The following is a 19915-nucleotide window of genomic DNA, read 5'->3' as shown; positions in this document are numbered from 1 at the left end:
AAAGATTTGCAAGAAGGGTTGCCCGGTAGGACTGCACCCACGTACAAACGCACATCTTTGTCATATTGGAGGTGTTTTTGTTGAAATTTATCCATAAAAGCGCGCTTCTCCTGGTTGTTGCCGCAGGCGCGCTATCAGCTTGTGGAGGTGGGGGTGGTGGTGGCGGTGGTGGCTTTGCGGGCCTCGCCGCCGTGAGTGACCCGGGTACGGGCACGACGACCGGCAGCACGCCGATTCCGAATGACGTGGTCGACAGCTCCGGCAATCTGGCTGCCGACGCCTACAAGGCGACTGCCGCCCAGTTCGCGAAGGATGCAGGCATTGCTTATCGCTATGGCAACGCGCCGGCCGTGAACAACACCGGCATCCCGACCCTGGCAACCCGGCCGGACCAGACGATGAGCTATCACGCCGGTACCTGGCAGGTTGGTGGCCCGGTTCTCAGCGAGGCTGGCCTGTATTCGACCAACCAGGCGCACGTCGGCTTCGTCGCCGACAACACGGCTGCGCGCGTTGGCGTGGGCGATCTGCAGATTTCCGCGATCGATCACAACACGTTCGCGCAGGCGCCGCAGCTGCCCTGGCAGGAAGCGGCAGCCTGGGATGGCAGCGCCGGACGCGACAACTACAACATCAGCACCTACAAAGCCGCCGGGCAGGTGACGGGCGAACCGGTGGCGGTGGCGCGTTGCGGTGGTCGCACCGGCTTCTGCGCGACTTCCCTGGTGGCTTTCCAGAACGGCTTGATCGGCACCGCCGGCACCAACACCGCCAACAATCGCGCCTCGGTGAAGCTGCCCGCCAACAAGGTGCCCACCGGCATGGCCGTCACCAACACCAGCGAATACGCGCTGGTGACGGTGTGGGACACGACGGCGCTCAAAGGCCAGGTGGCGGTGATCTCGCTGGCGGGGCTGTGCAACAACTGCGACCCCTACAACCCCAATGGCGGAAACGCGACGGGCATTCGCGATACGAAGTACAGCGCTTGGTACGACTGGTGGCATGAGTGGATGGGCGTGTACCCCGGCCTGCCGAACATGGGCAACACCGCCTTCATGAAGGTGCTGGGCTACATCGACCTGCCGGGCATGAACGCCCCGACGGAAATCGCCGTCACTACCGGCTTCGATCAGTTCCAGACTTCCTTGCCGGAGAAGAACGGCGAGTTCATGGGCCAGACCTACTCGCCGCTGACCGATCCGGCCAAGCGTGCGACCTTCTCGGGTTCCGGCACGAACGCCAATCGGTACGCCAAGGCAGGTGTGGCGGTGGTCATCTCCAAGTCGGAGAAGAAGGCTGCCTTCATCGACCTGAAGCCGCTGTTCAGCTACGTCAACAGCGTCTACTTCGGTACCGGTCCGACGGAGTTCACCAACCTGGGTCAGGCCGACAACCAGTGGCCGTACACCTTCGCCAACAAGCCGCAACAGACGCCGACGGTGATCTCGACGGTGGCGCTGGATGACCGGCCGACAGCGGTCAGAACCACGCTGTTCGGCAGTGTGCACCGCGCCTGGATCGCAACCGAAGCAGGCTCGCTGCGCATCTTCGGGCTGGGCAACGTGCCCACCGGCACCACGGCCGCGGATATCACTGAGAAGAGCCGCGTGGCCATCGGCAAGAATCCGACTTCGCTCGCCATATCCAAGATCGATCCGGACGACACCAGCTTCGAACCGCTGAACCGTCAGGTGCTCGTGGCTTCGCGCGGCGATCGCAAGGTCCAGTGGGTAAGGTTCGCGGCCGATGGCAACAGCGGCAGCGTGGTTCGCGAATTGGCGGACAGCCGTATCGTCGACCCCATCTCGGTTGAAGACGCCGACAACTTCTCGAACGTGGGCCATGTGCTGACGATTGCGGACTACACCGGCAAAAAGGTATCCAACTACCGCTATGGCCCGGTGTTCTTCTCTGATCGTGGTGGCTCCTGGACCTGCCAGCCGCCGGGCGGATGCCCGGTCCAAGCGACTGGTGACGTCAAGATCGAGTTCGGCGGCAGCTACACGATGGAAGGCAAACCCTTCCAGCTCAAGACCGCCAATGTGCCTTGATCTGCTGAGAACTGCGCTCAATTGAACTGCGGCCTGCTCCATGCGGGCCGCTTTTTTTTGCGCTCCAGTCCGACGGCCGTGGTGTCCAGGTCCTTTTCGGCCGCCCATATGACAGTAAGAAGTAAGACAACACCCGAGTGTCTGGATTTGCGTTGAAGTCGTCACCAAGCACAACCTTGGTAACACCGCCCTAGGGAGCCGGAAACACACAGGAAAGGAAGTGCAAGAGAGGTTGCTCGCACCAACCAACCCCCGTAAAAACCCCAACTTAACCAATTTGGAGGGATTTGCGTGAAAGTCACAGATAAAAGTGCGCTTCTGCTGTTTGTTGCAGCAGGAGCGCTCGCTGGTTGTGGAGGTGGGGGAAGTAGCAGCAGTGGCGGGGGAGGCTTTGCTGCCCTGGGCGCTGAAACATCGACTGCTCCGGCTGCTGCCGCGCCGGCAGAAACTACCGCGACCAAGGAAGCAGCGCCGATCAGCAAGCTCGATTCGAGCTGGACCAAGGTCGCGGACGAAAATCAAAGCTTCGTGCTGAGCTCGGCGCAGGTCGTGCAGTACGGCGCGAACGACACCTACGCGAACAAGTCGCTGTCGGGCACGGTTGCCTGCAGCAATGCGACCTTTGGCGACCCGCTGCCATACGTGGCGAAAGCGTGCTACGTGCAGACCGCGACGGCACCAGCACCAGCACCCGCCCCCGCACCCGCACCCGCACCCGCGCCTGCCGCGGGAACGCGGCTCGCCGGTGAGGGTTCGTCATTCAGTGTCGCCTCTGCCACCCTGGTCCAGTACGGGGCCGGATCATCGTGGGTTCAAAAGACGGTCACCGGCACCGCCAACTGCACGAATGAATACTTCGGCAAGGATCCCGTGCCGTTCGTCGTGAAGGCTTGTTATTCCCTCGGTGCAGCAACGGAGCCGGCTCCCGCACCGGCTCCGGCGCCCGCCCCTGCACCGGCCCCTGCACCCGCTCCGGCGCCCGCCCCGGCCCCCGCGCCGGCACCGGCTCCAGCGCCGGCTCCGGCACCCGTCTCCGGCGACGTCGTCGACAGCGCCGGCAACGTGCAGGCCAGCGCATACCGTGCCATGGCGCCGGTTCTCTCCAGGGCAGAAGGCATCGCCTACCGCTATGGCAACGCCCCGGCGGTGAACAACACCGGCATCCCGACGCTGTTCAAGCGCGCGGACCAGACGATGAGCTATCACGCCGGCACCTGGCAGGTCGGTGGCCCGGTCCTGGCGGACGCAGGCCTGTACTCGACCAACCAGGCCCACGTGGGCTTCGTCGCCGACAACACGACGCTGCGCATGGGCGTGGGCGACCTTCAGGTCTCGGCGATCGACCACAACACCTTCGCGCAAGCGCCGCAACTGCCCTGGCAGGAAGCGGCCGCGTGGGACGGCAGCGCCGGACGCACCAACTACAACGTCAGCACCTACAAGGACGCCGGCCTCACGACCGGCGAGCCGGTGGCGGTGGCGCGTTGCGGCGGGCGCACGGGCTTCTGCGCGACCTCGCTGGTGGCCTTCAACAACGGCCTGATCGGCACCGCCGGCACCAACACCGCCAACAATCGCGCCTCGGTGAAGCTGCCCGCCAACAAGGTGCCCACCGGCATCGCCGTCACCAACACCAGCGAATACGCGCTGGTGACGGTGTGGGACACGACGGCGCTGAAGGGCCAGGTGGCGGTGATCTCGCTGGCCGGCTTGTGCAACAACTGCGACCCCTACAACCCCAATGGCGGAACGCCCACCGGCATCCGGAGCACGACTTACGACCGCTGGTACGACTGGTGGCACGAGTGGATGGGCGTGTACCCCGGCCTGCCGAACATGGGCAACACCGCCTTCATGAAGGTGCTGGGCTACATCGACCTGCCGGGCATGAACGCGCCGACCGAGATCGCTGTCACCACGGGCTTCGACCAGTTCCAGACGGCACTGCCGGAAAAGTACGGCGAGTTCATGGGCCAGACCTACTCGCCGCTGACCGATCCGGCCAAGCGTGCGACGTTCTCGGGTTCCGGCACGAACGCCAACCGGTACGCCAAGGCAGGTGTGGCGGTGGTCATCTCCAAGTCGGAGAAGAAGGCCGCCTTCATCGACCTGAAGCCGTTGTTCAGCTACGTCAACAGCGTCTACTTCGGCACCGGCCCGACGGAGTTCACCAACCTGGGTCAGGCCGACAACCAGTGGCCGTACACCTTCGCGTACAAGCCGCAGCAGACGCCAACGGTGATCACGACGGTGGCGCTGGACAGCAAGCCGACCGCGGTGAAGACCACAATCTTCGGGCCGACTCACCGCGCCTGGATCGCCACGGAAGAGGGTTCGCTGCGCATCTACGGCCTCGGCAACGTGCCCACCGGCACCACGGTCACGGACGTCGTCGAGAAGAGCCGTGTCGCGATCGGGAAGAACCCGACCTCGCTGGCGATCTCGAAGATCGATCCGGAGAACAAGACCATCGAACCGCTGAACCAGCAGGTGCTGGTGGCCTCGCGCGGCGATCGCAAGATCCAGTGGGTGAGGTTCGCAGGCGACGGCAACAGCGGCAGTGTGGTGCGCACGCTGCAGGACTCGCGCATCATCGACCCGATCGCGGTCGAGGACGCCGACAACTTCGCCAGCGACAACATGGTGCTGAGCATCGCGGACTACACCGGCAAGGCGGTGTCGAACTACCGCTACGGTTCCGTGGTCTTCGCGGGCGGCGGGGCCTGCCCGGCGTCATCGGGCGGCTGCCCGGTGCAGCCGACCGGTAGCATGAACATGGAGTTCGGCGGCAGCTTCACGATGGAGGGCCGGCCCTTCACGCTCAGGTCGGCCAACGTGCCCTGATCGCCCAGACCGTGATCTAGCCTGTCTACGGCCCGCCTCGTGCGGGCCGTTTTTTTTGATTCAGCGCAGCCAGGCGCTCGGGCGTGCCGACGTCGGTCCAGTCGCCGGCGTAGAGCTCGGCGCCGACCCGGCCTTCCTCCATCGCCGCGCGCAGGATGGGCGCGAGCGGCGCCTTGGCGCCCTGGGCGTTGCCGGCCGGGATGCCGCAGTACGGCGGCGCGAACAGCCCCGCGCGGTAGAGGCCGATGGTGGAGAAGGTGTGCTTGACCGGCGCGTCATTCAACGCCAGCCCGGCCGGCGAAATCCCGAAGTCCCCGCGCAGGTTGTGCGGCGGGTTCGGCACCAGCCACAGGTGGGCAAGCCGTCCGCTGGCCGCGAAGCGGTCGACCGCTTCCCGCGTGAACGCAAACTCCGGCGCGAACACGTCGCCCGCCAGCACCCAGAAGATGTCGCCCAGAAGCGGCAGCGCACGCACGATGCCGCCCGCCGTCTCGAGTGCACCGCCAAAATCGCGGCCCTCGTGCGAGTAAGAAATGGCGGAAGCCGCATGGCGGTGCCCGAAGCGAAGCGGGATCTGCTCGCCCAGCCAGTCGGTATTGACCACGAGCTCGGTGAAGCCGCCCGCCGCCAGCGCCTCGATCGGCCACTGCATCAGCGGCTTGCCTTGAACCTCGAGCAAGGGCTTGGGCGTGACATCGGTCAGCGGCCGCATGCGCACGCCGCGCCCGGCGGCGAGGATCATTGCCTTGATGCTCACGCTGCCTCGGCCTTCTCGATCGTGCCGCGCTTCAATGCGTGCCTTTGCGCGTGGCCCGGCACGAACAGCGCCTCCAGGGCCTTCATCACCGCCCTCGCCTTGGCCGAGTGGTCGGCGCCAAAGTTGCACACGTAGACATCGAGCGTCACGCCGCGCTGTTCGGGCCAGGTGTGGACGCACAGGTGCGACTCAGCCAGGAGCACGGTCGCTGTCACGCCGCCCGGACCCAGCGGCGTGGCCGGAAAGGTGTGGAACAGCGTGCCGACCGCCTGCAGCCCGGCAGCCTCCACGGCCTTGACGCAAGCCGCGCCGACGGCCTGGGCGTCCACCAGCCAATGCGCCCCGCAGCGGCAGTCGTGGAGGTCGGCGGTGAGATGCAAGCCATGCATGGGCGGCACTCTAGCAGCCCGACCTCTGCCCCGGACGGCCCCCCCGAAGCTCGCCCGTTAAAATACCCGGTTCCCCCCTAACCTGCCCCCCAGAAAGCCGATCAGATGGCCAACCAAGCCTTGATGGCCAACGCGATTCGCGCGCTGGCAATGGATGCCGTACAACTTGCAAACTCGGGGCATCCGGGCGCGCCGATGGGCATGGCCGACATGGCGGTTGCGCTGTGGGGCGAGCACCTCCAGCACAACCCCGTCAATCCGCACTGGTTCGACCGCGACCGCTTCGTGCTGTCCAACGGCCATGCCTCGATGCTCATCTACGCCGTGCTGCACCTCACGGGCTATGCGTTGCCGGTCGAGGAGCTCAAGCGCTTCCGCCAACTGCACAGCAAGACCGCCGGCCATCCCGAAACGGGCGTGACGCCCGGCGTCGAAACCACCACCGGTCCGCTGGGCCAGGGCATCACCAACGCGGTCGGCTTCGCGCTGGCCGAGAAGCTGCTGGCCTCCGAGTTCAACCGCAAGGACCACGCGATCGTCGATCACTACACCTACGCCTTCCTTGGCGACGGTTGCCTGATGGAAGGCATCAGCCACGAGGCCGCGGCGCTGGCCGGCGCCTGGAAGCTGGGCAAGCTGATCGCGCTGTACGACGACAACGGCATCTCGATCGACGGGCGGGTCTTGCCCTGGTTCATCGACAACACCGAAGAACGCTTCAAGGCCTACGGCTGGAACGTGATCGGCCCGATCGACGGCCATGATGTGAAGGATGTGTCCAAGGCCATCGAGAAGGCGAAGAAGCACACCGACCGCCCGACGCTGATCATCTGCAAGACGCAGATCGGCAAGGGCAGCCCGAACCGCGCCAACACCGCCAAGGCGCACGGCGAACCGCTGGGCGCCGACGAGATCGGCCTCACGCGCACCGCGCTGCAATGGGCGCACGAGCCCTTCGAACTGCCGCACGCCGTGTACGAAGAGTGGGATGCCAAGGCCGCCGGCGCCCAGCGCGAAGCCGCGTGGAACGACAAGTTCGCCGCCTACGCGAAGCAGTACCCCGACCTGGCAGCCGAGTTCACGCGCCGCATGAAGGGCGAGCTGCCGAAGAACTTCCACCAGACCGCCTTCGACACCGTGGTCGCCGCCCACACCAAGGGCGAGACCGTGGCTTCGCGCAAGGCCTCGCAGCTCGCGCTCGAAGCCTTCACCGCCGCCCTGCCCGAACTGCTGGGTGGCAGCGCCGACCTGACCGGCTCGAACCTCACCAACACCAAGAGCACGCCCGCCCTGCGCTTCGACAAGGACGGCGCCGTGGTCCGCACCGAAGGCAACGAACAGGTCCCCGACGGCCTGCCGGGCCGCCACATCAACTACGGCGTGCGCGAGTTCGGCATGGCGGCCATCATGAACGGCGTGGCGCTGCACGGCGGCTTCATTCCCTACGGCGGCACCTTCCTCACCTTCAGCGACTACAGCCGCAACGCGATCCGCATGGCGGCGCTGATGAAGCAGCGCGTGATCCACGTCTTCACGCACGACTCCATCGGCCTGGGCGAAGACGGCCCGACGCACCAGTCGATCGAGCATGCCGCCTCGCTGCGCCTGATCCCGAACCTCGACGTCTGGCGCCCCGGCGACACCGCCGAGACCGCGGTGGCCTGGGCGGTCGCGCTGCAGAACGCCGAGCGCCCCACCGCGCTGCTGCTGTCGCGCCAGAACCTGCCCTACTCGCCCAAGAAGGACCTGAGCGACATCAGCAAGGGCGCCTACGTGCTGGCCGAGCCCGAGGCCGTCGGCCTCAAGAACAAGAAGCTCAAGGCCGTCATCATCGCCACCGGCTCCGAAGTGCAGCTCGCGCTGAAGGCCCAGGAGCTGCTGGCGGCAAAGAACATCGGCGTGCGCGTGGTCTCCATGCCGTCCACCACCACCTTCGACCGCCAGGATGTGGCGTATAAAAAGAGCGTGCTGCCCAAGGGAACGCCGCGCATCGCGGTCGAAATGGGCGCCACCGACGGCTGGTGGAAGTACGGCGTCGCAGCCGTCGTCGGGATCGACACCTACGGCGAATCGGCACCCGCGGGCGTGCTGTTCAAGCATTTCGGATTCACGGCAGAGAACGTCGCTGCCACGGTCGAAGCGGCGCTCAAGCGCTGACATCGACCGCATCACCCAGTTTTCAACCCTCCAGGAGCAAGGCACATGGCTATCAAACTCGGCATCAATGGCTTCGGTCGCATCGGTCGCAACGTTCTCCGCGCGGCGGTGCAGAACTTCAAGAACGACATCGAGATCGTTGCCATCAACGACCTGCTCGAGCCCGACTACCTGGCTTACATGCTCCAGTACGACTCGGTGCACGGCCGCTTCCAGGGCGAGATCAACGTCGAGGGCAACACCCTCATCGTCAACGGCAAGAAGATCCGCCTGACGCAGGAACGCGATCCCGCGCAACTCAAGTGGAGCGACGTCGGCGCCGACATCGTGCTCGAATCCACCGGCCTCTTCCTGACCAAGGAAACTGCGCAGAAGCACATCGACGCGGGCGCCAAGAAGGTGATCCTGTCCGCGCCCAGCAAGGACGACACGCCGATGTTCGTCTACGGCGTGAACGACAAGAAGTACGCCGGCGAGGCCATCATCAGCAACGCCAGCTGCACCACCAACTGCCTGGCGCCGCTGGCCAAGGTGCTGAACGACAAGTGGGGTATCAAGCGCGGCCTGATGACCACCGTGCACGCCGCAACCGCGACGCAGAAGACCGTCGACGGCCCGAGCAACAAGGACTGGCGCGGCGGCCGCGGCATCCTGGAGAACATCATTCCCTCCAGCACCGGCGCTGCCAAGGCGGTGGGCGTGGTGATTCCCGAGCTCAACAAGAAGCTCACCGGCATGAGCTTCCGCGTGCCGACCTCCGACGTGTCGGTGGTCGACCTCACGGTGGAACTGGTCAAGGAAGCCACCTACAAGGAGATCTGCGCCGAAATGAAGGCGCAAAGCGAAGGCGCGCTCAAGGGCGTGCTCGGCTACACCGAGGACAAGGTGGTCGCCACCGACTTCCGCGGCGACCCGCGCACCTCGATCTTCGACGCCGAGGCCGGCATCGCGCTGGACGGCACCTTCATCAAGCTCGTGAGCTGGTACGACAACGAGTGGGGCTACTCGAACAAGTGCCTGGAAATGGTGCGGGTGGTGGCGAAGTAAATCGCTTCAACCTCAAGCAATGGCGCGCCTTCGGGCGCGTTTTTGTTATCAAGCCGCATCACCGACCCGTCGTGCCGCGCGGCCGCACCACCACCTCGAGGCCGAGCAGTTGCAGTACGTCGAGTGCCTTCTGCAATTGCACAGTCGGCTTGCCTGCCTCCAGATCCACGATGAAGCGGTTCCCTGTGTTGCCCAACCCGGCGATATCGAGCTGATTCAGTTGCAGAGCGCGGCGACGTTGGCGGATCAGCTCGCCCAGTTCGGTGGTGGAATGCACGACGGTGCCGTTCAAATTACCGACAGGTAAGTTCGAGGCTGATTCGGTCATGGATCTTCCGTTTAATTACCTCTCGGTAATTTTGTGTCTTGAGCCTGTAGAAAGCCAAGAAATAATGACCGCTCGGTAATTCAAGGTATCACACCGGCTCCAACACGTGGATGACCCGGTTCTCGGTCCACTCCTTCACCTGGGCGCCGTAGGCCGCCATGTGCGGTGCGGCGGCATGGGCCTGCAGCGCGGCCAGCGTTTCCCACTTCTCGATGACGACGAAGGTGTCCGGGCCGAAGGAGCCGCGTGAGGGCGGCATGCCGGCTGCGTCCACCGTGGCGTTGTATTCGATGCAGCCCTGCTCGGCCAGCACCGCGGGTCGGTTGGCGCGGAAGGCTTCGAGGATCCGATCGCGTTGGCCGGGCTTGGCCGTGATGACGGCGACGACGTGAATCATGGGCAGGTGCTCCTCTTGGAATGGAGCGTCGAATTTAGAGCCAAGAAGCCGTTCGCGCCTGTCGCGTCGGGAGCGGCCCTCGTCAAGCCCTGGCGCCCACCGGCCCGGCCGGGCGCCACCCGCGCTCGGGCATGTCGTGGGCGTGGTGGAGTTGCATGCCTTGCGTCACGAAGCTCATGACGCCGCGGCGCCGAAGGGCGTCGGTCACGATCTTGTGGTCGAAAGGCGTCGTGTCGCGGCCCGCGGAAATGAAGGCGGACTTCGTGTAGCCGTGCTGGTCGCGGGGCTGGCGCTCTCCCACGATCCGATCCAGCACACGGCTCGAGAGGTTGTCGGGCCTGCCCTGGTTGGGCACTCTCCGCCGCATGACGCCCTACGCGCCGGCCCGCGCCGCCCAGCGGCCGACCTGCTCGGCCAGCCAGGGCCCGTCGTCCAGCGGCAGGTCATGGCCGGCCGTGGGATGTTCGACCAGCCCCACGCCCCACTGCCGCGCCAGGCGCCGCGAGCAGCGCACGTCCACCAGGGCGTCGCGCGCGCTGCCGAGCATCAGCAAGGGCACGGCCGGCGCCTGCCGCGGCGCACGGTAGCGCGCCGCGGCCAGCAGCTGCCGCAAGGCGTTGGATGGCGACACCGGCCGGGCTTCGCGCAGCGCCGTCCAGTCCTCGATCACGGCCGCGTCCGGCTGCAGGTGGCGGCTGGTCAGGCGCAGGATCGTTTGCTCGCGTCCGCGCGCGGCCTGGCGCGCGAACAGAAGACCGAGCAAGGCACCGTAATTCGCCGGACGCAGGCGCCGATACCAGGGGCTGAAAGGGCGCAGGCTGGTGTTGATCAGCACGCAGCCGGCGAGCTCCTGGGGATGCTTCGCGGCCCAGTCCACCGCGACCATCGCACCGAGCGACATCGCGAGCAGATGCCAGGGCGGCTCGACCCCAAGGGCCAGCAGCTGCCGACGGCAGTCTTCCATCGTCGCCTCGATCCGCGCCGGGCTGCGTGCCTGGTTCAGGCGCCCGTTGCCGGGGAGGTCGAGCGCCACGATCCGGGCCCCCGGCAGCCGCTCCTGCAGAAGCTCGGGGAAGTGCCCCCAATGGCCGCTCTCACGCGTCAACCCGCGCAGCAGGACCCAGGTGCTCATAAGGGCTGTCGTCCGTACCACCTGGCCATCGCCTGCTGCCGGTGATGCGCTCTCTGTTCGCCGCCAGGCAGCCATCGTTTGTAGCTGCACACGGCCCGGGTGATGAAGTCCAGCCAGCCGATGTGCCGGCGCAGCACGCGCTGCTGCCGGTGCTCGATCATCGGATTGAAGATGCCGTGGCGCGAGAAGATCTGGCGCGGGTTCTTCTTGATCCACAGCCACGAGCCCATTTCCAGCGTCACCGGCAGGAACACCGTGTCCGGCCGCTTGGTGGCGCCGAGGTACAGGTGGTCCCACAGGTCGCCGTGGGCCAGGTACTGGCGGCTCTGCGGTTCCAGCACGTAGCGGTGATGCAGCAGCGTCTGATCGAGGATCTCGCACAGCGCATGCATCTCGGGAAGATGCGCGATCGGGCGGGAGGTGTGCGCGTAGGGAAACCAGATGCGGTCGGTCAGGCCGAAGCCGGAGTGGCAATCCACCGCGACGCTCAAGGGCCGGCCCAGCAGCTCGGTCTCGACCAGCGCGCACAGCGCGGCGCTCTCGCATTCCATCGGCTGGCCCTGCGCGCCGCGGTACCACGGCAGGCCGGCGCTGATGCGCTGGCCGCCGACCAGGTAGGGCACCCGCTCCTTCGACTCGACCGGCGCATTGCGCATCAGGTCGACGCCGTTGGGATTGGCGCGCGTGCCGAGCCACAGCCCGCCCGGATTGACCAGCGGCATGAACACCAGGCGCATGGCCTCCAGTTGCCGGTGCAGCGTCTCGTCCCACGCGAGCCGCATCACGATGCTGCGCAGGTAGGCGATCGTCACCTCGGCGCCGATGCGCTCCAGGCCGTGCACGCCGCCGAAGAAGCCGACCGCCGGCGCATCCGCTCGCGCGCTGCCGAGCACGAAGGCGTGGACCGGAAAGCGCTGCTCGCCGGCCACGACCTCACACAGCACGCGCTGCTCCATCAGCGGGCCCGCCAGCTGGGCGAGCCTCTGCAGCTCCAGCAGTTCAGGCAGATCCGTCGGATTCACTCGTCAAATGGAAGTCGGGTGAACCCAGGATAGCGGCATTGCATGCCATCAACGTGTCATATGACGCTCTTAGGGTGGGACCATGCCTCACATGCTCTGGCCCACCACGACTCATTCCATCCGCGCACTCGGCGGCGCCCTCGTCTGGGGCGTGGTCGAAGTGGTCGCTCTGGCGCGCTCGCGCTGGAGCGCCCGCAGGCACACCAGCCACTAGCGCGGGATTGCCCTAGTCCGCCAGCACCATCCACGACACGCCGAAGCGGTCGGCCACCATGCCGAAGGCCGGCGAGAAGAAGGTCTTGGCCATCGGCATCTGCACCTGGCCGCCTTCGCTCAGGGCCGCGAAGAGGCGCCGGGCTTCGGCTTCGTCCTTTGCGGTGAGCGCGAGCGAAATGCCCTCGAACTTGGGTTGTCCCGCGGCCATGCCGTCGGAGGCCAGCAGCTCGGTCTCGCCGATCTGGAAGGACGCGTGCATCACCTTGTCCGGCGAGATGGGCGAGCCGGAGCCGTTGCCGCATCCTTCGGCGCCGGCCGGGTCGGGGTTGTCCTTGAAGCGCATCAGGTCCTTCACCTTGGCGCCTAGCTTGCTGCTGTAGAACTCGAGCGCCTCTTCGCAGCGGCCGTCGAAGAAGAGATAGGACTGGACTTTCATTTCGGATCTCCTTGGGGGTGGGTGGGGGGATATCGCCGATTCCGGCTTCAGCTCTTGGGAAAAGCGCTCATGTCCATGTACGCCAGCTCCCAGAGATGACCGTCCAGGTCCTCGAAGCCGTGCTGGTACATGAAGCCGTGGTCCTGCGCCTTGTTGGGCGTGCTGCCGCCGGCGGCCACCGCCTTGGCGACCTGCGCATCGACCTCGGCGCGGCTGTCGCACGAGAGGCACAGCAGCACCTCGGTGCTCTTCTTGGCGTCGGCGATGGCCTTGGGCGTGAAGGTCTTGAAGTAGCTCTCGACCAAGAGCATCACGAAGATGTTCTCGCTGACGATCATGCAGGTGGCGTTCTCGTCGGTGAACTGCGGGTTGAACTTGAAACCGAGCGCTGTGAAGAACGCGACCGATTTGTCGAGGTTCTTGACCGGCAGGTTCACGTAGATCTGGGTCGCCATGCGTGTCTCCTTTGGAAAGTGCGGTGGGGTCGGGGGAAAAAAGTCACCCGTTGTGTACAACGTCCACAAGAAAGATAGCAGACATAATGGACGCTGTCCACATGGAATTGAAAATGAGTGTTCCCAGCCCCGTCCCGCCTGCACGCAGCACCTATCGCCATGGCGATCTGCGGCGTGCGCTGCTGGAGGCGGGGGTCGAGTTGGCGCGCAGCGGCGGGCCCGAAGCGGTGGTGCTGCGCGAGGCCACGCGGCGCGCCGGCGTGGTTCCCAATGCGGCCTACCGGCACTTCGCGAGCCGCCAGGCGCTCTTGCAGGCGGTGCGTGCCGCGGCGCTGGCAGCGGTCGCGACCGCGATGGAGGCCGAGCTCGCGGCGCAGCGCACCGATGGCGACCCTGCCGAAGCCGCCCGCGCTGCGGTGCGCGCCATCGGCGCCGGCTACCTGCGCTTCGCGCAGACCGAGACCGGGCTGTTCCGCACCGCCTTCGGTGCGCCGGTGGATGTGGAAGACGCGCCGCCCGAGGCCAAGAGCGGCCAGAGCGGGCTGAATCCCTTCGAGCTGCTGGGCGCCGCGCTCGATCAGCTGGTCGCGGCGGGGGCGCTGCCGCCCGAGCGCAGGCCCGGCGCGGAATTCCTGGCCTGGTCCGCGGTGCACGGCCTCGCGCTGCTCATCATCGACGGGCCGCTGCGCGGCATGCCGCGCGAGCAGACGGACGCGCTGGGTCAGCAGCTGCTGGACATGGTCGAAAAAGGTCTCTAGCGACCATGACCGGGCTGCCCCGCGTGAAGCCCCATCACCCGCTTGCCGCGGCTGCCGCCATCGACTTCGCCGCGCCCTCGCATGAGGTCGCGCGCCTGTTGATCGGCGTCACGCTGCTGGTCGACGGCGTCGGCGGCCGCATCGTCGAGACCGAGGCCTACGACCGCGACGACCCGGCCTCGCACAGCTTCGGCGGCCTGACCCTGCGCAACGCCGCGATGTTCGGGCCGCCGGGGCGCGCCTACGTCTATCGCTCCTACGGCATCCACTGGTGCCTCAACTTCGTCTGCCGCGAGGAAGGGCATGGCGCCGGGGTGCTGATCCGCGCGCTGGCGCCGGCGATGGGGATCGAGCGCATGCGCGAGCGCCGCGGGCTCGAGGACATCCACCTGCTCTGCGCCGGCCCCGGCCGCGTCGCGCAGGCGCTGGGCATCGACGGCGCCTTCAACGGCCGTGCGCTGGACCGCCCGCCCTTCGTGCTGCTGGCCGCGGCGGACGATCATCCGGCCGTGATGGTCGAGACCGGGCCGCGCATCGGCATCTCCAAGGCGGCCAACGTGCCATGGCGCTTCGGCGAGCGCGGCTCGCGCTTTCTCAGCAAGCCCTTCCGTCCGGCAGCGCGCGGCGCGATCAGTGCGCCCCCAGGTTCTCCTCGCGGGCGACCTGCTGCAGGCTCTCGTAGATGAGCCGGCGCGGCGCGACCTTCCACCCCAGCAGCGCCTCGATGGCCGCCACCGAGCGCATGGCCATGAGCGAGTGCCCGCCGAGATCGAAAAAGTTGTCGGTGCGGCCGATCTTCTCGACCCCCAGCAACTCCGACCAGATGCCGGCGATGACCTGCTCGCTGTGGGTGACCGGCGGCACGTAGCTGCGCCCGTCGGGCAGCACGATGTCGATGACCGGCGCCGGCAGCGAAGCGCGGTCGACCTTGCCGTTCGGCAGCATCGGCATCGCGGCGAGCGCGACGAAATGCTGCGGGATCATGTAGTGCGGCAGGCGCGTGCGCAGGTGCTCTCTGAGCAAGAAGGGCGTCGGCGCCGTGCCGATGCGCGCCACGCTGTAGGCCACCAGCCGCACGTCTTCTTCGCTCTGCGCGTGCGTCACGGCGACGCAATGCGCAAGATCCGGATAGTCCAGCAGCGCGGACTCGATCTCGCCCATCTCGATGCGGTAGCCGCGCAGCTTGACCTGGTGATCGGCGCGGCCCAGGTGCTCGAGCACGCCGTCATGGCGCCAGCGGCCGAGGTCGCCGGTGCAGTAGAGCCGTGCCTCCGCGTCGTCGCTGAAGGGGTCGGGCACGAAGCGCTCGGCCGTCAGTGCGTCGCGGTGGTAGTAGCCGAGGGTGACGCCGGCGCCGCCGACGTACAGCTCGCCCGGCACGCCGATCGGGCAGGCATGGCCATGCTCGTCGAGCACCCAGACCGTGGTGTTGTCGATCGGCCGCCCGATGGCGATGCCATCGCGCGGCGACTCCACCTTCCAGGCCGTGGTCCAGACGGTGGTTTCGGTCGGTCCGTAGATGTTCCAGAGCTCGGCGCTGCGCTCCATCAGCCGCTCCGCCAGGATCGGCGGCAGCGATTCGCCGCCGATCAGCGCGCGGAAGCCGGGCGATCCGGCCCAGCCGGTTTCGATCAGCCCGCGCCACCCCGAGGGCGTGGCCTGCAGCAGCGTGACGCCATGCCGTTCGAGCAATGCGCGCAGCGCAGCCGGCTCGTGCACCTGCTGCTGCGAGGCGATGACCACCTTCGCGCGCACGACCAGCGGCAGCAGCAGGTCGAGCACCGAGGGGTCGAAGGACGGGCTGGTGATCGCCAGGACGCAGTCATCGGCCGCGAGCCCCGGCATCTTCACCATGCCGGCCAGGAAATTGACCACGCCGCGGTGCGGCACGCGCACGCCCTTGGGCTGGCCGGTGGAGCCCGAGGTGTAGATCAGGTAGGCCTCGTCGGCCGGCGTGGCATCGAGCTCGGGCTGCGGCTCGAGCGCGTCGCCTGAGCTGCCGGCCGTCAGCCGCTCGTCGTCGACCCGCAGCATCGGCACGTTCAGCCCGTCGAGGATGGCGCTCGCGCTGCGCTGCGTGAGGATGGCAGACAGGTCCGCGTCGGCCGCCATGAAGCGCAGCCGTTCCACCGGATAGTCGGGGTCCAGCGGCACGTAGGCCGCGCCGGCCTTCATCACCGCCAGCTGCGCGATCAGCATCGCGGGGCTGCGCTCGATGCACAGGCCGACGCGCTGGCCGCGCGCGATGCCGCGCGCGCGCAGCACGCGCGCCAGCATGTTCGACTGCGCTTCGATCTCGCCGTAGCCGAGCGTGTCGCCATCGGCGTCGATGACGGCCACGCGCGTGCGAATTTCGGGCGCGCCCAGGTCCAGGTAGCGGTGCACCAGCTGCTGCGCGGGCAGCGGCGCCCTGGCGCCGTTCCAGCCGTGGCGCAGCAGGCTCATCTGCGCCGGCGAGAGCATCTCGTGCTCGGACAGGTGGCGCTCGGGCTGCGCGAGCAGCCGCTCGACCAGCGACAGGTAGTTCTCGAGCATGCGCGCGGCGCTGGCCGCGCTGTAGAGGTCGGTCGCGTATTCGAGGTGGATGCGATGCGCGAACTCGGTGTCGATGTGCATCGACAGATCGAACTGCGCGGCCGTGCGCTCGAAATCGAACTCGTCGACCTCCAGGCCGAACAGCTCCGGCTTGCCCACCGGCGCATTCAGCACGTTGAAGAGCACGCGCACCGGGCCTTCGGGACGAAGCGTGCGGTCGTGTCCCAGCGCATCGATCAGCTCGTCGAAGGGCGCCTCCTGGTGCGTATAGGCCTCGAGCGCATTCCTGCGCACGCGGTGCACGAGTTGCGTGAAGCTCGGGTCGCCCGCGAGGTCGGTGCGCATCACCAGCGTGTTGACCAGCGTGCCGACCAGCTGCTCCGCGGCGAAGCGATGCCGGTTCGCGATCGGCATGCCGATCGCCACGTCGTCGCTCTTGGCCTGCCGCGACAGCATCAGCACGAAGGCCGACAGGTAGATGACGAAAGGCGTGACGGCCTCGCGGCCACCGAATTCGCGCATCGCCTCGCGCAGCCGCAGCGGCAGCTCGGCCGAGACGCGCGCGCCCTTGGCGCTGGCCTTGGCCGGACGCGGGAAATCGGTGGGCAGGTCGAGCTCCGGCAAGTCGCGCAGGCGTTCGAGCCAGTACGCCAGGTGCGGGCGCCGCGCCTCGACCGATTCGGGCCGGCGCTGCCAGGCGGCGTAGTCGGCATAGGCAATCGCGGGCGGCGCCGATTCCGGCCTGCGACCGGCCGCCAGGGCGCCGTACGCCGCCAGCGCTTCGCGCATCAGCAGCGCGCCGGCCCAGTTGTCGGTGATCGCGTGGTGCAGCAGCCAGAACAGCACATGCTCGCGCTCGCCGAGCCGGATCAGGGTCGGCCGGTGCAGCGGCGCCTGCGAGAGATCGAAGGGTTGCGCAATGCGATCCGCCAGCAGCGCGCGCGCCTGCTCGTTGCCCTCGCGGCCGGGCAGATCGCTCAGGTCGATGAACTCGATCGGCACCGCGAGCTTCGGCGCGATGGATTGCATGGGCTCGTCCTCGCCCATCACGAAGGCCGTGCGCAGGCCTTCGTGCCGCTCGACCATGAGGTCGAGCGCCTGCTGGCACAGCGCCGGGTCGAGCGCGCCGCGCAGCCGGATCGCGATTGGCACGTTGTAGGCGGTCGATGCCGGGTCGAAGTGCTGGATCACCCACATGCGGCGCTGCGAGAGCGAGGCCGGCAGCGGCCCGCTGCGCGGCACACGCTCGATGCCGCCGTCATGCGCGGCGGCTGCCCCGCCGCCCGATGCGGCCTGCCGCGCCACCTGCGCCGCCATCGCGGCGACGCTCGCATGCTCGAACAGCTCGGCGAGCGGCAGCTCGACGTCGAAGCGCTGCCGGATGCGCGAGAGCACCTGCGTCATCCGCAGCGAGTTGCCGCCGAGCTCGAAGAAGCTCTCGTGCACGCCGAAGGCGCGCGTGCCCAGCACTTCGCGCCAGATGTCCCAGACGGCCTGCTCGCGCGCGTCGCGCGGCAGCACGGCGCCGGGCCGCTCCTCGGGGGTGGCCAGTGCCTCCTCGTCCAGGGCCATCGCCTCGTCGCCGCCGGTATCGAGCGGCGCCGCCAGCGGCAGCTCGTTCGCAAGAAAGGCCTCGCGGCAGCGGTGCCGCTGGATCTTGCCGCTCGAGGTGCGCGGCAAGGCGCCGGCGCGCACCAGTGCCACTGCGTGCACCGGCAGCCCGTGCTCCACCGCGATGGCGCGGCGCACCGCGCTGAAGACCGCCTCGGTGTCGGTGGGGACCGGGCGCCGCTGGAGTTCCAGTGCCAGCACCACCGCTTCTCCGCCCGGCGTATCGACCGGGAAGGCGGCGCCGTGGCCCACGCGCAGGTCGGGATGGGCGCGCTCGGCGCTCCATTCCAGGTCTTGCGGATAGTGGTTCTCGCCGTGGACGATGACCAGGTCTTTCAGTCGCCCGGTAACGAACAGCTCGCCGCGGTCGAGAAAGCCCAGGTCGCCGGTGCGCAGGAAAGGCCCGGCGCCATTGGCCAGGTGGCCGCCGAAGACGGCTTCGCTGGCCTCGGGCTGCATCCAGTAGCCTTCGCCGATGCTCGGCGAACCCACCCATATCTCGCCGACCTCGCCGTCGGCACACGGGCGCCCGGCTTCGACGACCAGGAGCTCGGTGTCGGGCATCGCCCGCCCGCAGCCGACCAGTCGGCGCGCGTCGCGCGATGTGTCCGCGGCGGGTTCGAAGCGATGGGCCAGCAATGCGGCCGCATCCGCCGAAACGATGCGAGGCGGCGTGCCCGGCGTCGTCGAACTCACGCCCAGCACGGCCTCGGCGAGGCCATAGGACGGCGCGAACGCATCGGGGCGCAGGCCGGCGGCGCCGAAGACCGCCAGCACGCGCTCTACCGTGGCGGCGCGGATCGGCTCGGCACCGCAGGTCAGCGACACCAGGCTGTCGAGGCGCATGCCGAGCGCCTTGTCGCCCAGTGCCTGCAGGCAGGCGGCGTAGGCCGACTCGGGTGCGCCGCTGTGCGTGATGCGATAGGCCGCGATGGCTTCCAGCCAGCGCAGCGGCCGGCGCAGAAAAGCCACGGGCGACATCAGGTAGCCGGTCGCGCCTGCGATCACGGGCGCCAGCACGCCGAACACCAGCCCGTAGTCGTGGAAGTGCGGCAGCCAGCTGAGCGCCCGGCTGGCGTTGTTTCCATGATTTGACGCGATCACCGCGCGGATGTTGGCAATCACGTTGGCATGCGTCAGCCGCACGCCGCGTGGCGCCGAGGTGGAGCCGGAGGTGTATTGCAGGTAGGCGAGGCTGGCGGGCTCGAGCGCCGGCGACGCGAAGGCTGGCGTCTCGGCGCTGTCCAGCGACGCCGAATCGGGCAGCGCCATCCAGCGCGCCATCGCGAAGGTGGCCGGGTCCAGCGTGGCGGCCGCCGCATCGAGCAGCGATGCGCTGGTCAGCACCAGCGCGGCGCGCGAATCGGCGATCAGGCTGCGCAGGCGCGGCGCCGCATGGTGCAGCCGCACCGGATCGGGCGCGGGAACCGGCACCGCCACCCGGCCCGAGAGCACGCAGGCCCAGAACACGCGCACGAAGTCCAGCCCGGGCCCGAAGGCGAGCAGCACGCGGTCGCCCGCGTGGGTCTGGGCCGACAGCCAGGCGGCGATGCCGTGGACATCGGCCTGGAGCCGGCCATAGCTGCTCTCCTGCGCGACGCTCAGGTCATCCTTGAGAAAGCCGTAGGCCAGCTTGTTCGCATGCGCTTCGCACTGCACGTCGAACAGCGATGCCAGGGTGTCGGGCAACACACGGGGAGCAACGGCGGACAAGGCGGTCTCGGTCGAAGAATGAAACATGGATGGACTTGCCCCTGAGAAGACATCACGCCGGTTA

At 67.7% G+C, this 19915-nt stretch carries 17 protein-coding genes; 7 read left to right on the top strand and 10 right to left on the bottom strand.

All coding sequences use genetic code 11. From position 1 onward, the window contains the following. Nucleotides 1-65: 65 nt before the first annotated feature. Together ACSQ86_RS29440 and ACSQ86_RS29435 are read left to right on the top strand one after the other, a co-directional pair. The gene (locus ACSQ86_RS29440) at nucleotides 66-2054 is read left to right on the top strand and encodes a hypothetical protein (RefSeq protein ID WP_436310222.1); all 1989 of its coding nucleotides are present in this window, start codon (nucleotides 66-68) and stop codon (nucleotides 2052-2054) included. A gap of 528 nt (nucleotides 2055-2582) precedes the next feature. After that, nucleotides 2583-4898, top strand: a complete 2316-nt coding sequence (locus ACSQ86_RS29435; protein ID WP_436310221.1) for a hypothetical protein — start codon at nucleotides 2583-2585, stop codon at nucleotides 4896-4898. 25 nt (nucleotides 4899-4923) lie between these two features. On the opposite strand, the gene ACSQ86_RS29430 is transcribed toward ACSQ86_RS29435, so the two are convergent. Next, complete coding sequence (locus tag ACSQ86_RS29430) at nucleotides 4924-5640, bottom strand: nucleotidyltransferase family protein (protein WP_436294257.1); 717 nt, start codon at nucleotides 5638-5640, stop codon at nucleotides 4924-4926. A gap of 11 nt (nucleotides 5641-5651) precedes the next feature. Further along, nucleotides 5652-6044, bottom strand: a complete 393-nt coding sequence (locus ACSQ86_RS29425) for an S-adenosylmethionine decarboxylase family protein (protein WP_436310220.1) — start codon at nucleotides 6042-6044, stop codon at nucleotides 5652-5654. 105 nt (nucleotides 6045-6149) lie between these two features. Between ACSQ86_RS29425 and tkt the strand changes: the two genes are divergently transcribed. Next, nucleotides 6150-8201 (top strand): transketolase, encoded by a 2052-nt coding sequence (tkt, locus tag ACSQ86_RS29420; RefSeq protein ID WP_436310219.1) that lies wholly within the window; start codon nucleotides 6150-6152, stop codon nucleotides 8199-8201. A 45-nt stretch (nucleotides 8202-8246) separates the two neighbouring features. Further along, a complete protein-coding gene (gap, locus tag ACSQ86_RS29415; protein WP_093107137.1) occupies nucleotides 8247-9248 on the top strand; it encodes a type I glyceraldehyde-3-phosphate dehydrogenase in 1002 nt (333 codons plus the stop codon). Nucleotides 9249-9306: 58 nt separating this feature from the next. Here gap and ACSQ86_RS29410 read toward each other — a convergent pair whose 3' ends face one another. The 5 genes from ACSQ86_RS29410 to ACSQ86_RS29390 all read right to left on the bottom strand — a co-directional run bounded on the left by ACSQ86_RS29410 (nucleotide 9307) and on the right by ACSQ86_RS29390 (nucleotide 12127). Continuing rightward, a complete protein-coding gene (locus ACSQ86_RS29410; protein ID WP_436294134.1) occupies nucleotides 9307-9576 on the bottom strand; it encodes a helix-turn-helix transcriptional regulator in 270 nt (89 codons plus the stop codon). Between the two features lie 88 nt (nucleotides 9577-9664). Beyond that, nucleotides 9665-9973: a putative quinol monooxygenase gene (locus ACSQ86_RS29405; RefSeq protein ID WP_093107141.1), complete on the bottom strand. Its 309-nt coding sequence runs from the start codon at nucleotides 9971-9973 to the stop codon at nucleotides 9665-9667. Nucleotides 9974-10055: 82 nt separating this feature from the next. Continuing rightward, nucleotides 10056-10340 (bottom strand): hypothetical protein, encoded by a 285-nt coding sequence (locus ACSQ86_RS29400; protein WP_436310218.1) that lies wholly within the window; start codon nucleotides 10338-10340, stop codon nucleotides 10056-10058. Nucleotides 10341-10346: 6 nt separating this feature from the next. Beyond that, a complete protein-coding gene (locus ACSQ86_RS29395; protein ID WP_436310217.1) occupies nucleotides 10347-11105 on the bottom strand; it encodes an alpha/beta fold hydrolase in 759 nt (252 codons plus the stop codon). Then, the gene (locus ACSQ86_RS29390; protein ID WP_436310216.1) at nucleotides 11102-12127 is read right to left on the bottom strand and encodes a M14 family zinc carboxypeptidase; all 1026 of its coding nucleotides are present in this window, start codon (nucleotides 12125-12127) and stop codon (nucleotides 11102-11104) included. The genes ACSQ86_RS29395 and ACSQ86_RS29390 overlap by 4 nt, the downstream gene beginning before the upstream one ends. 82 nt (nucleotides 12128-12209) lie before the next feature. Here ACSQ86_RS29390 and ACSQ86_RS29385 point away from each other — a divergent pair, with 82 nt between their 5' ends. Then, nucleotides 12210-12341, top strand: a complete 132-nt coding sequence (locus tag ACSQ86_RS29385) for a hypothetical protein (RefSeq protein ID WP_436306192.1) — start codon at nucleotides 12210-12212, stop codon at nucleotides 12339-12341. A gap of 12 nt (nucleotides 12342-12353) precedes the next feature. On the opposite strand, the gene ACSQ86_RS29380 is transcribed toward ACSQ86_RS29385, so the two are convergent. Together ACSQ86_RS29380 and ACSQ86_RS29375 are read right to left on the bottom strand one after the other, a co-directional pair. Further along, nucleotides 12354-12779 (bottom strand): VOC family protein, encoded by a 426-nt coding sequence (locus tag ACSQ86_RS29380; RefSeq protein WP_436310215.1) that lies wholly within the window; start codon nucleotides 12777-12779, stop codon nucleotides 12354-12356. 47 nt (nucleotides 12780-12826) lie between these two features. After that, nucleotides 12827-13234 carry a VOC family protein gene (locus ACSQ86_RS29375; RefSeq protein WP_436310214.1) on the bottom strand — a complete coding sequence of 136 codons (408 nt, stop codon included), beginning with the start codon at nucleotides 13232-13234 and terminating at the stop codon, nucleotides 12827-12829. A gap of 113 nt (nucleotides 13235-13347) precedes the next feature. Between ACSQ86_RS29375 and ACSQ86_RS29370 the strand changes: the two genes are divergently transcribed. After that, a complete protein-coding gene (locus ACSQ86_RS29370; protein WP_436310213.1) occupies nucleotides 13348-13992 on the top strand; it encodes a TetR/AcrR family transcriptional regulator in 645 nt (214 codons plus the stop codon). Between the two features lie 5 nt (nucleotides 13993-13997). Then, nucleotides 13998-14678: a DNA-3-methyladenine glycosylase gene (locus ACSQ86_RS29365; protein WP_436310212.1), complete on the top strand. Its 681-nt coding sequence runs from the start codon at nucleotides 13998-14000 to the stop codon at nucleotides 14676-14678. Here the strand turns inward: ACSQ86_RS29365 and ACSQ86_RS29360 are convergent. Next, nucleotides 14623-19878: an amino acid adenylation domain-containing protein gene (locus ACSQ86_RS29360; RefSeq protein WP_436310211.1), complete on the bottom strand. Its 5256-nt coding sequence runs from the start codon at nucleotides 19876-19878 to the stop codon at nucleotides 14623-14625. The two genes, ACSQ86_RS29365 and ACSQ86_RS29360, sit on opposite strands and share 56 nt — an antisense overlap. Nucleotides 19879-19915: the final 37 nt, after the last annotated feature.

It is taken from the genome of Variovorax sp. LjRoot130 (assembly GCF_964253755.1).
Taxonomy (GTDB): Bacteria; Pseudomonadota; Gammaproteobacteria; order Burkholderiales; family Burkholderiaceae_C; genus Variovorax.
The sequence above is the reverse complement of the archived record's forward strand: the minus strand, read 5'-3'. Positions and strand labels throughout refer to the sequence as shown.